The organism is Fibrobacter sp. UWH6, assembly GCF_900142465.1.
Taxonomy (GTDB): domain Bacteria; phylum Fibrobacterota; class Fibrobacteria; order Fibrobacterales; family Fibrobacteraceae; genus Fibrobacter.
In genome coordinates, this window is record NZ_FRAX01000035.1 from 1 (window position 1) to 14,159 (window position 14,159).

4 protein-coding genes and 1 pseudogene are annotated in these 14,159 nt (G+C 38.5%); all 5 read right to left on the minus strand.

Annotated features, from left to right (window positions below; all coding sequences use genetic code 11):
• Positions 1-725: pseudogene (locus tag BUB73_RS16185) on the minus strand (pyruvate:ferredoxin (flavodoxin) oxidoreductase); the annotation flags it as partial.
• A 187-nt stretch (positions 726-912) separates the two neighbouring features.
• Complete coding sequence (locus BUB73_RS16190) at positions 913-1,551, minus strand: hypothetical protein (protein WP_073287461.1); 639 nt, start codon at positions 1,549-1,551, stop codon at positions 913-915.
• Positions 1,552-1,555: 4 nt separating this feature from the next.
• On the minus strand, positions 1,556-2,242 hold the full coding sequence (locus tag BUB73_RS16195) for an FISUMP domain-containing protein (RefSeq protein ID WP_073287464.1): 687 nt from the start codon (positions 2,240-2,242) through the stop codon (positions 1,556-1,558).
• A gap of 10 nt (positions 2,243-2,252) precedes the next feature.
• Positions 2,253-13,601, minus strand: a complete 11,349-nt coding sequence (locus BUB73_RS16200) for a LamG-like jellyroll fold domain-containing protein (RefSeq protein ID WP_139259258.1) — start codon at positions 13,599-13,601, stop codon at positions 2,253-2,255.
• Between the two features lie 366 nt (positions 13,602-13,967).
• The coding region (locus tag BUB73_RS16205) for a hypothetical protein (RefSeq protein WP_139259260.1) at positions 13,968-14,159 on the minus strand (192 nt) is incomplete at its 5' end.

Sequence of the window (14,159 nt, forward strand, 5' to 3'; positions counted from 1 at the left end):
AGGACGCAGATGTTCACATTTTCACCGGTTGCCATGACGTGGTCGAGACCACCGTAACCGATGTCGTATGCCCAACCGTCACCACCGAAGATCCATACGGACTTCTTGACCAGGTAGTCGGCGAATTCGTCGCGGAGGCTTACGGAAGCTTCGTCGGTTGCACCAGCGAGAGCTGCCTTCAGTTCAGCAACGTTAGCGCGCTGAGCCTGGATGCCGGCTTCGTCGGACTGATCCTGAGAAGTGAGCTTAGCCTTGAGTTCAGCAGGAACGTTCACAGTTTCGAGGAGGCTTACAGCCTGGTTTGCATGCTTGGTGATTGCAAGACGCATACCGAGACCGAATTCAGCGTTATCTTCGAACAAGCTGTTAGCCCAAGCCGGACCGCGGCCTTCCTTGTTCTTTGCCCACGGAGTCGTGGGGAGGTTACCACCGTAGATGGAAGAGCAACCAGTTGCGTTTGCGACAACCATGCGGTCGCCGAAGAGCTGAGAAACGAGACGGACGTAAGCGGTTTCGCCACAGCCTGCGCAGGAGCCGGAGAATTCGAACAGGGGTTCCAGGAGCATAGCCTGCTTGACAAGGTTCTTGTTAACCTTGGTGCGGTCAAATTCGGGGAGGTCAACGAAGAAGTCCCAGCACTTGCCTTCCTGAACCTTGATGGGTTCCTGCGGCACCATGTTGATGGCCTTCTTGCCTTCTTCGTTCTTGTCCTTACCGATACAGGAATTTTCTTTTTGGGCGTTCCCCACACTATCGTGTGGGGCGGGCTATATTCTGGGGGCAATCGGCTGCGCTAACGCTTGCCGCTCGCCTCCCAGAACCAAGCCTCGCTCCGCGAGTCTCGGCCCCAAGGGGTCACGATCCCTAACGCTGAATTAGAGAATAATTGTTCCAAAAGTGTTTATAGTTCTTCTAAAAATCAAATAATCTGTCGGGGAAATTCTTTGAATTGCGCATTTTAAATATTTCAGTAGTAACAACGGTTTCTATTCCATTCACATCTACAGAAACAACCATTTTTTTTAGGTTGTTATTTACGTCATATTCAAATGTTGTCAATACATCCGCTTTATCTTTGATAGAGTGAATTTTTTCAATGCGGTTGCGTTTGCTGTTGTAGAATAATGACCCTGCATCGCCTTCAATAAGATATAAGTCCTGAGAAATATACTTCGGAGCATTCCATTTACCTGAATCAAGTGGATTAAAGTTTCCGTAAGAGTATTCCTTAAGTGGTTCACCGTTGTAGTGAACGATTTTATATTCTCTAGAGGCTAAATCAACAATCTTCATTCTATCTCCATTTACAATGCTTCGCTGATTTAAAAAAGAACTTTTGATTTCCATATAGGATTTATTTGTGCCTTTATTGACAATATGCATATCTGTTTGACTTGATGAAGCCGAAGTTTTGACGATTACACGCAAATGCAGTTCAACGGAATCTTGGGGAATATAATTAAGTTTTAGGTTATCCTTAATCTGTTTCAAAGTTAGTGAAAATGTTTGTGAAATGATTAGACAGATAAAAAAAATGATTCTCTTATACATATGTTTATTCCTTTATGCAACGAATGTAATATTTCATTGTTTCTATGCTATGCCCCAATGAAGAAATGCTCATGTAGTTATAACAAACATAGAACGTAAAAAAATAATCAGAACCGTCTGATTCATTTGTCCAAAAAGAAACATCATTGTTTTCGTTACGGCTTTCTGTTAAATAAGCAAATCCCCCTGCTCTTAAAGACATCCCACATTTGTTGATGTATATTGTATCTTGTATATTTTCCCAATATCCTGTGGAGAGAACGTCCATTCTATTATCTACTGTAATTAGGAGATTTTCATAATCATTTGATTTTGGCATTCGCCATCCTGCAGGACATAAATGATCTAAATTTTCACCACGATAGAGTCTTCCGTATTTTTCACAATTCTTTGGTAAACTGTCATAGCAAAAGCTTCCTGTTGCTTCATAGTTTAAGCTTTGTGCCATCCAAACCTGGTTTCCGATTGTTGTATATCGATATTCCTGACCATCACGTTCATCCACGAATGTTCCTCGATTTGGCATGCCATAGATGTTCGTTCCTTCTGAAGGGCAGACGGAGGCTGTATCAAAGCCCTCATCCGCATCGGTTGTGCAGGCATTTAGAATAATAACGAATGAGCAAATCATAGCCATGGCAATGATTGTTTTATTTTCTAGGAGAAACCTAGATACTGTTGTCGAATTCATAATGAACTCCCTATTTGAATATTTCCCAGGACAGAATCTCATTCCCGCGACGGAGAACAAGGTAACTTCCTGGTGTGAATGTGTAATTTGAAATTGAAACAGAATGTTCGCCCTCGTTCCATATTCCATTGAACAAAGAGACAAGGGGCATACCAATTGCATTTACCGTTTCTAGTGTATAAGTTCCTTTTTCAGTCACATTCACATAGATTATGTCGCCATCGACATCAATCAAATCTTCATAAGAGTCCTTTGTCTTAAATTGACTGCTAAACCGTGGTTGAGGTGCGTACCCCCAAAGCAGATTTCCATTTAAATCCAGAACGACAGCAGAATCTGCTTCAATTAGTTCTACTTCATTTAAATCATGATGCGAGGGATCATCTTCTGCATCAAAACCAACACCCCATCCAGGGTTGTGAATTTCAAAATTTACGCCATTGCCAAAATCAGTTTTTTCTCCAGGGTTAAGTATGGTATTCGTATAAAGGAACGATACATAGTAGAGATCTCCGCCTGCACTTATCTTACTTGAAGCGGCAAAAGGGCTACTATAGTAATCAACTTCTTGCTTTCCGCTTGCATCCCGATAATAGTAACGAACTTCAAATCCTTCAATGGGTGTATCACCAGTATTCTCAGCGAGCATTGTCAAGAGACTTGACTGATTTGAACCAGCCTTAGCATCCTTCGCCAAGACGCGAACGCTCTTACGTTTCTTTTCTATCGGACCATCAGCATCGTAGCAATTCCATTCGTTCAATAGGAATCCTTCTGCATCTAAAACAGCAACCCCCCCTGCATCTGCAAAAGTGTCAATCGCTCCATCTGTGAAGCTAGGATCATCAAGTGCATCCCACGGGAAATAGTAATCTGTACGATGCAATCCTATTTGGGGTCCATTACCATAATAAGGACTTCCATAGGCTGGAATGGGTTCTGTCAGAGACAGTTCTCCGTAATATGTATTTCCCGCATCAGGAATAACGGACATCGGAGCATTGGGATAGAACGAAACTGCCTGAACAGCCTCGCCTTCTCCATTGTAGTAGTAACGAATACGGACATCCTTGAAATTCGTTCCCGTCAAATTCTGAAGCTGGAATCGGGGTCTTACCCAAGTGACATCCCCCTGATTTTCGTAGTGCATTCTTACGATTATACGGGGAGATGGATTCGTCCAGGACGCTTCATCATACCCCATTTGCTCTCCATCAATATTAGCACTTGAGCTAGCCAAGGCTAATGCAGCAATTCCAAGGTTGCCAATAGGCTGTATTATAAATTCATTAATGCCCGCTTTCAAATTAATGTTAAGACCTTCAATTTTTTCGCTTTCCCAGAATCCTGTGGATTTTAACTTATAGGTTCCAACACTTGTTCCATTTACTATTATTTTAACCGAAGACAAATCTGAAGCGTAATTGCGGTGAAGTATATAGAAACTGTAGTTGTCTGCATCTACATCAGCCTTCCATGTCATATGGCCTTGATTGTTTGGTGATTTTAGACGAAGATACGACATTCCAGGAACTGAACAGGACTGGTCTACAATCAAGCCTTCTCTATCAGTCAATGATACTGCTCGAACCGATGCTGTGTTGACATCTTCTTCACTTAAAATTCCCGTAAATATACTCTTTATTTGTTTTTCAGTAAGAGCAGAAGAATAGAATCGTAAATTAGAAATACTGCCAACCGCACTGCGAATATTTTCGCTCAAAGCACCTATAGAAAGTTTGCCGTTACCCCCATATTGTAAATCGTTGTCTAATGTTATGGTTTCAACGTAATTTCCATTTCTGTAAAGACTAACCCTGTCTCCATTGACAACGATTGTTAAGTGTGTGGAAACATTTGCTTCACGAATTGTATTAAAATAGAATGTTTTGGAGCCTACCTTGATAAAATAACGTGATTTGGAGCCGATTCCAAAACTCCATCCATTTAAGCCGACAAAACTCAAAATAGACGCTTCTAATCCAGGCTTGCCATAGCCAGCATTAAAATAGAATTCGAAACTAAATGGTTTTAATGAATCTGTGACACCTAATTTATATAGACTCGTTGCGGCGTCTGATTTTTGATACAAATTGATTCCATATTTTCCATTCCATGGGTTGCTTACTTTAGAAAGGGACATGTCCATAGGATAGGGAGTATCTTTGGTCATTAATTCTTGAGCAGTGCTTCCTGTTCCTTCGACCATTGGATACCACAGAACAAGACTCTTTGGGAACGGATAGATTTTTTCGCTTTGCTTGAGGACCTTGTCAAAATTGTGTCCCTTATCTTGAGCAATGACTGCAATAGAAGCTTTGCATCCTACACATTCAAAAAGTTGTTTCTTGCTGATTTCGAAATCTTGAATTAAAAGGCCGTCTTTCGGAATAGTCCTGCTCTCAATCAAATTTCCTGCAAAGAAAAGTTCCATTGTAATTGCTTCAAGTTCGCTTCCCGATTCAATAATTTCTGTTTCTACATGAATTTTCTTTTTATCATCATTTTCAACGACAGAAACATCGAGTTCCTTAATTTCTGGAGCTACCGAATCCAACTTGACAACGGGGCCTATTTTTTGAATTGTACTGCCATCAAGTCCGTAGTACACAATCATTGAATTGTAGGAGGAATCTAACATCTGTAAATCCGAATTACGGATATTCCATATTATTGGATCTGTCGATATTCCTTGATGTTCCGAAGCTACATTGTCAATAGCAGAAAGCTGCAATAGATAGTTACTTTTCCCTGAACACGGATATGGATATTCGAGCCAACCATTATCGGTTCCCATCCATATGGTGTCCTTGTTCATTTCTTGACACGATAAATTGGCTATTTCCTCTGGGTCTATATTCCTTGGCTCTACATTAGCAGCCTTTTGTGAATCCATAATAAGGAAGGTGGAAAAGGTCGGTGTTTCTGCGGACAATTGTACATAAGCGCATTCCTTCTCTGAAGAATTGCATGGTTGTATTTTTTCATCAAGATATGCAGATATTTGTGTTTCTAAAGGTATGAGTTTCTTTAGCTTATAATCTGGCTTGAATATTTTAACATCAGCGGGTTCTAATTTTTCATCCTTTAATGATTTAATGGGAATAGTCATGCTTATCGTAGGATATTTGCCTTTAGGAAATTCATGGGACGGCAATACTTCAATAATGGGTCCAACAGGAGCAAGACCATCAAATGTTTCGAATAGCATGTCATTATCTATGGTACGAACAGTCACATCTACATCGTTTTCCCAGGAACCCATAGGAAAATCGACCGATACATTACCATACATAGACGTTGCATGACCTATTTCATTCGCTTTAACAAGTTCACCCATGTGAACATCTAGCTGACGGTAATATGTCGCTCCTCCAGTTCCTTTATATGTAAGGAAGAAAGAAGTATTCCCCTGCAATTCATTGACGTTTTTATAAGCGAGAAATTGATATGGATTATCCTTTGAATTTTTGATTTGCGTACCAGTCTTGATTCCGTAGCGGACACCATTGCATACATAAGAAAGTGCCCAATCTACATTGTCTCCAGGAACCTGACCACGCAAGGTTACAATTTCGTCTTCTCTCTCAAGGAAATCCTCTTTATCTGTACGGCGAATTTCAAATAAGCGTTCAATATCATTGCCATTAGGTTTTTCCGCGTACTTTACATTGAAGTATTCATGTTTCTGCAGCGTTGATTCGCCTTCTATTGGACGCTTGTATATTTCTTCATTTTCAACACTTTTTATAAAAGCCCAAGGTGTCAATAAAATGGAATTCGTCTCGTTTTGACTTATAAATTTTTCAAGTGAAATATCATGATTTAGTGATCCGCTGGCAAATTGGATATGATCCTTTGAAGGAATATAAGCCAGTTCTTTCGGTTCAAAGGAACCTTTGTTGGAGATTACACATTTATGATTATCTTCTTTACATTCACTTTTCCACGATGATGGCGAAACAATTAAGGTTTGTTCGCCTGTAGGCCCTTTATTCAAATGTGTATCTTGATCAAAATCGATGAAAGAAACCACGTATTCCCATTGTAGAGTCGATTTATTCCATTTTATTTTAGATTCGTCTATGGGGAATATCTTGCTTAATATGTTATTATCCTTTAGATTGGGTACGGCATTCTCTGCTGTTTTTTTAGTCATACCATTTTTATATTGAGAATCTGTCAATGGATTTCGGATGAATCCGTTCTTCTTAACCGCAATAAAATCATCCCAATTGTTATCATCCCATTCGTTCCATCCCGTATGTACATGAGATACGAAACTGTTTTCTCCATAGAAAACATAACCATCAGGAGCCGTAATTTTTTTGTTTCCCAAATATGGATATTCCACCTCTTGAGAAGATTGGATGATGGCTTTCATATTTGCACTAGTTGCATCGCTTATAGAAACGGCAGGAGCAACGCTAAATTCAATGTCTAGAGGTAATGTCTTGTATCCGTCAAAAATATTATACTCTTCTTCATTTTTTTGATTTTTACTCAAAAAAGTTTTCGAATTAGATCCTGCGGTTGCTTTAGCTATAAAATGAACTGGATTTGCATCAACGTCGGTAAAGAAACGCCATTTAAATAGTGATTTTGAGTAGTTGTTTGTGGAATTGCCTACTTCTTCGGGGAAAAGCAGAGGATTTTCAACTTTATTTTCCATTGGCAACGAAAGTGCTTCAAAAACGGTAATGCCGCCTAAAACATCCTTTTGGTTCCATTCATTGCCATCATAATGATGATTTTTTGAAACCCAGGAAAGATATCCCGAACCATACAGCGATGAATTTGTAGGGTCAAAACGAACATATCGATTTGCGAGGTTGTTATATCCCCATTTGTAATTTCCTAAAGTAGGTTCCCAATATTCTGGATTTATAGTTAATTTTACGGATACATCTAAATTTGTTGTACTCCCACGATTGTTACATATTCCACCATATCGACCACTTCCGTAGCCTTTATCTCGATCTGTTGGATATACTTCCATTTTGAGCATGTTTTTGTGAACATCATAGTCTTCCTCTTTCTTGTCGCCAACTGATCCACAAACAAAACTTTTTGAATTTTTAGGTACACAGGTGTTTGGTAATTCTTTGTTGGAGAAAACAAAATCATCAGATGATTTTTTGAAATTTTTTATTTCATGTTCCCATAAAGGAACTTTACCCCAATAAGTGTACGAATTATAAATGAAGTTATCAACTTGAGAAGCGTTATAAGTTTTATTCCATATTTTACCCCAATCTAAGTTATTACTAATTTCCCCAATTTTTTGGCCATCTGAAAACCAACCGGACAGACCTTTATAAGCACTTATGGGAAAGACAAATACTTTAAGATATATGTCATATTCATGTCCTTTTCCACCAGCATCATAACCAATAACCGTTTGACTATTACCCATTTTAAGGGCTTTTGTAACGGCTTCAGAAACACCATCTTTATTGGAAAATTTTTCCTTACTTAATGTAGCCGTATATACATAAGCCTTATTATTTTCGTCGCACCAACCATCAAAACCATGTCCCTTGGTTGCCAACAATGTAACAATGGCGACTTCAAATTCATTTCTTTTACGATGAATGCCAAGACTAGGTCTATTTTTCTTATAGACATAAGGATACTGTGTTCCATTGGCAATGTTCCATTGATAAGTGAATGAACGATCTCCTTCTTCAAGCACCTGTGCACTTACATTCGCTTTCAATAAGTAATCGGGTCTTCCTGTATAACGCCATACATTCGTAGGACCTTCAATAGCTTCGTCCATACGTAAAACCGCAGGGCTTCCATTTTTTGAGTCGTCTTTTGAAGCATCAAAGACATTGCCGGCAATTTCCAAGTTAAATGAATGATATTTCTCGTCAAAAATCTTGCCATTTTCATCCTTCGCTACCACATATACTTTATAGTTGCCGCTTTTCGTCGCAACAAATCCGTTTTCTGTTGACCCGTCCCAACTAACAGAATTTGCCTTGTTGGAGGCCCCCGCAAGGACAAACGAATTATCCATTAAAGTTTTTATATGGCTTCCTTTCTCATCCTGTATTTCAATGGTCACATAAGCAGACCGTCCGCTGAGTCCAAACTGAAAACCATATTTTGCTGTGGCAAAAGGAGTCGTTACATCCGATTGATCTAAAAAGTCAATATAATAGTTTTCGAGACTGTTTTCTGAAATTTCAATTTTTGTGTCGTCAAAAGACAAATACCAAGGCTCACTCTTACTTATTACATTACTTGGATTATTCTTGTCATAAGCAATAACGCTGATTCTGGCGAGATCTCCACTAGGATATACCTTATTTATCAAACCGTTCCAAACGATTTCACCCTTATATTTGTCAAGATTTATGTTATATATTTTTTCAAATTTTCCTTCCACAGATGAAGCGTCAACTATAAATCCTGTTTCTGCTTTAAAGCGAATTTTTACATTATTTCCGTTGAGGTCCCATGTTTTAACAGCGTTATAAGCAGGTGTTTCAATGTTCCCGATTTTAATAGATTCAACTGTATATGAAAGAGGATTGTCGGAAGTAGAAGGTGTTGTTTTCTCTGTGTCAAAACTTACATTAGAAATTGTATAGTTTAACTTTAATTGAGGGGGTAAACGTTTTGTTGTTTCGCTATCAACGACAACTCCTTCGGCCGAACCAATCCATTGAATATTCCAAAATTCTTCATTATTGGAGTCCTTTTCTTTCCATACTGACAACCCTTTTTTGCCTGCTTCAGCGACCGTTGTATAGGGGCAGATGCTCATGGGATCAAATGTTGTTTCCAAGGCTCTCGCATAGACATTTGGATTTGAACCAGAAGGAGCTTCTATAATAGCCTTGACATACCAATTCGATGAATCGGGGATATTAGACAGTTCGATGAAGGCTGATTGATTATCCCCAGCAACATGATGCGTGGGCAAGGTAACCTTTATTTCTGGCTTGCTATCAGGGGATTCTTCGGAATCATCTACATATACGATTCTTTCCGTGGATACCCATTCGCAATTTTCTTCTTTACAGCCTCTTACAGAAAGCTTGATGACATAATCTCCTGCTTCAAGACCATCAACATTCCAAATGGCCAAATCCCTATCGGATGTTGAAGTCTTCAAATCCGAAACAAGATTTGTTATTCTTTCTTCCATCCATTTTGAATCGTCATTCCCCAATTTTTTCCACAAAATCTTGATTTCGCCTAAATTGTCATTTCCATCAATAATTGGATTCGGAGCAATACCTTTGATTAGAACTTGACCATATATGATTTCGTTTAGATTATCATTTGGAAAAGTGATTTGCGGGTAGCGTTTGCCCATTCCTAAGAAATTAACTTTTTGGGTAAAGTTACCGGCGTCATCAAAGCAGCCTAGGTAGATATACCAAAATCCATCCTTTGCGTTGTTGACAAATTGCTTGTAATCAAATGTATATGAACTTTCTTTGCCGTTTTTGCTATTTGTCTCTAAAGTTTTTATTTCATTCCAGTTGGCGAATCCATCATTAATAACAACTTTTGTATAACATGTCAAATCCGAACGATTGCGGATGTCGTCATCAATTTGATTAACAAAAGTATTTGCAGGCTTGAGATCTTGTAGGCTGTTAAAGGCTACACCTCCCAATGCAATTGTCGAGATAATTGGAGCCGTTCTATCCACTTTTATTTTGTCATCAAAGTTTTTTGTTGAAATATTTCCTGCTTCGTCGGTCAATATAATTGAAAGAGAATAAACTCCATCTTTAATTCTATTTGCATCTGGTTCTATAAATTCAAAACGTTTTTTTGAATCTGTTACAGAAAAACTAGAAGTATAGGTTTTCTTGTATTTATTCGTTTCATCTTCCAAAACAATGTCTACTAAAATATCTGTTGTTTTTCTTTCCTGTAAATTCTCGATAATGTCAAAAGATATCAATAGGGTGTCCCTAGAATTTAATGTTATTTTTGCGTCCGTTGATTTTTTACTAAATGATGAAATTTCCGCTTGCTCACTCTTGTACGAAACAACTTCATTCTGTATATGCGGTGCTATATTATCAACCAATATTGCTTTATGCATGGTTTTGCCGTTTATGCCTTCAATAAACTCACCATTGGCGTCGAGCACCGTATTCCATGAGGATTTTGCGGAATCCTGAGATACATCTGACAGTAGTTTTGTAATATTGCTATTTGGGTTCGCAAAATCGTAAGCTTGGACATATAAATCAGCCCAACCATTCCAACTGACATCGCTGCCATTCCATCGAATTAAATAAGAATTTTCTGCGGAATGACTTTTATGAAGTAATTCGACAACATCTTTTGTCCCTCTTCGAACGATAAAACTACGAATTCCACGAAGATATTTATCATCTAAGGAGTCAACAACGCCAACAACATCGTTACTTTTATTAAGCGATACAGCCTTATCGGATGTATGCAGAATGAAATTTGGCGATGTTGTATCTAAATATACAATGGTTGTCAGATATTGTATTTGAGGATCAGATCCTTCTGGCTGAATTTCAATGTTCCATTTTATTAAATATTCACCATCGACTATTGACTTGTTTATTAAAGCGTCTCGTAAAACCGAAGTGAGGTGGAAAGACTCATTGTCCTTTGGAGAAACCACAACCGGGATGTTTTCCACCTTGATTTTTCCATCCAAGCCTTCCAAGGACAATTCTGCCTTGGTAACTACAAAAGGATATCCCAGATTATTTACATATGCTCGAACAGTATCAAGTTTTGAAATTGTAGCATAGGACTTAGGCCAATTTTCTTCAATCAAAGGGTCTGTAGCTTGCCAGAAAAACGCAAATTTATGATGGCTTTTCCTGCCAATTTTATTTGTTATGAAAATATTGACAATGTTTGGTCCATCCTCCTCTACGCCACCTTCTAAACCAATTCCCGCTTTTTCAGCATAAGTTCTCGGTCTAAAGGTAAACAGGCCGTCTTTTTGTACGGGATTTCCAGAAAGTTTTTCATTGTATGAATATTGTTCATTTGTGCCAACGTAAACGGCCCATTCATTTTCATTTGAATGTTCAAAAATAAATTGGACCTTCGTGTTAAAATCAATTTTAATAGAATTGAACTGGTCTGGTTGATAGTCATCGATCTGAAACCGAATTTCTTCTATAGCTCCGGTTGTATATATTGGCTTGTAATTATAATAATGAACTTTTCGATAGCCGTTTGTATAATCAACATTTTTAAAAGTAAACGCTTGCGATGTTGATTCTGAATTGAAACTAATTTGATTAAGATTATTCAAATTATATGTTGCTAAGGGTTTCTCGTTCGGACTTAACCGTTTCTCTAAGTCTGCGTATGAATATATGTCGTTGTTATCTGTTGTTCTACTAAAAACAAGTGGTATGATTTTCTTGTCATTCATCACCGTAGCTATTGAAACATGGGGTGTACCAAAAAGCATCTTTTCCATATCATTGTATGGTACAGAATGTTCTTTATTACGGTAATCGTTGAATTTTGCAGTATTTTCTTTTTTATCGATAGCCTTTTTCAAAGCAATGTATTTTGCTATTTCTAGCTGATTCGTCTTGGCTATAGCGTCTTTCATTTTTAAATTCATATCTGTAATCAAAGCGACATTTGTGGCAAATTGGGCCGCTTTACAAGCTTTTTCTGCCGCAGGAGTGAGTGCATTTGCTATAAGACATCCCGCGGTTAAGCCGACATCTATATCCTTACGAAGATTTTCCAGTTCCCCGATGTCTTCAACAAGTTCCAAATACTCCTTAATACTTTCGTAATTTCCGCTGTTCTTTTTTACATAGTCGTTTAAAGAATAGCCGATACGAGCAACATTTGCTTCCTTAAAGGCTAGGACATTTTTTCCCAAAGCGCTATATGATGGCACCTCAAATGTTCCGTCATCAAAAAAGTTCAAGGAGTAATTAGAGAGACTCCCCGCTAGCATATTTCTGCCGGTCCTTAATTTTTCGGATATTTCATTGACATCTGAAACTAATTTGGAAATATCTGTAGAATACTCTTCGATGAATGTCGAGAACAGCTCATTCTTATATTCATCAGGCAAGTATTTGCTAAGAGTTGATACTATAGTCCAAATAGAACTGGCAATATTTTCTTTATTGTATTTTAATTTTGAAAGCGTGGATATATCTCTTGCATATCCTACAATGTCGCCACCATATTCTCCGTACGCAGATGATAGTTTATTAGCAAAATCTTTAAGTTCGGTTGATGCTATTCCATTGGCCGCATCTTCTGCAATTTTTTTCAAATCATCTTCATTTGCAGGAATTCCGTATTCATTTGCTGCATTTGCTATTGCAGTCTTGAATGCGGATTCTATTTTTTGCTTATTGACATGATTTTTGGGCTGATTTGCAAAATCAGACAAAGTCCTTCGACCATTTCCAAGAGTTGGCAACCCATAAGAGAATACTATGTTGTAGTCAGGATGGGCGAACCCATTCATTTGAGGCATTATGTTCAGAAGCTGTAGACTTCCAATATTCTCTTCAGCAGCTTCAATCAATTTGTCCTTTTCTAAAACTTTTTTATATACATTGTCATTGAGATCTGCATCTTGTGCGAGATATAGCATAGATGCTTTATATTTCTTAAAATTATCAAGTGCTGGACTTACCGCTTCTGACGCACTACCAGGATCTTGAGCAATCCCAATAACGGCTTCCTTGACTAAAGAAATTAATATTTCTTGCAATTGACCAACACCGCCAACTAAGTAAGCGGTCAAAATAATTGGGATTAGTTTTGTATAATCCGAAATAGACTTTGTTTTATCAAGCTCTCTAGAACCATTCAAGAGGACTTGATCGGCAAAACCCGAACCTTCATGAGGCGTATTGAAAAATATTACATTTTCAATTTCGCCTTTATATTTGCTGCTTTGAATATATTCACGAACTGCAAGACCTGCAACACCTTCCGAAATAATAACAAATTTAAAGGGGATTAGGTCAGGATTTGTTTTTTTTATGTCGGCAAGCTTTTTGCCATTTTTTTTCAATGAAACGATCTTCGCATTTTTTGTATTTGCAAACCAATTGGTTGTTGCTTTATTAAATACGGAATTGTCTCCGACAAAAAGCTCATTCGCTGCTTCAGAAGGTGTTTTTGTCATACTATATGAGTGACAATAAACATAGGAATCATCGCCAGTGGAAAGATTTTTCTTAATGCCTAGATTATCCCAAGTAACATCTGATGTTGATGAGCATAAGTCAGAGGCATCCATCATGATAAAAATTTTTGATGGATTTGGCTCAACAATCGAACCTATTGCAAAAGATGACAATATCGAAATTAGAATAAAAAATAATTTATGGTTATTCATTTTTTATTTCAAATGTGTAAAGTTGTTTTTGGCGGCACTAATATAGAAAAGTTCTTTTTGGGGCGGAATTATGACAGCCATTTGTATAAATGCAAAAGCGCTCCTACAAATGTTTGAACGGTTTATGCAGAATGCGGGGGTCTTAGGGGGCGGAGACACCTAGGCGAGAGGGTAGGCGGCAACACAGTGTCGCCGAGGGGGAGGCTTCCCCCTTTCTTTATATATAAAAAAGACGAGAGCCAAGATTTCTCTCGACTCTCGTCTTACTAATAACCTCAAAGGCCGTAAGGCCTCACTCATGCCTCAGAGCGAGCATCGCGAGCGAGCCCATACCTCAAAGGCACGGAGTGCCGACCTCATACCTCTTTACAGGCTGATCAACCCTTCCGTATCCTTAGACATTGCGGTGTAGAATGCAAAGCGTGCATCCACTTCCTTCTGGAGGTCGTCGGCCAGCTTCTTGGCAACTTCCGGGTTGTTACGGGTGAGCTGCTTGTAGCGGTTTTCGGTGTAGATGTATTCTGCAACCGGGATAGTCGGGGCCTTGGAGTCGAGAAC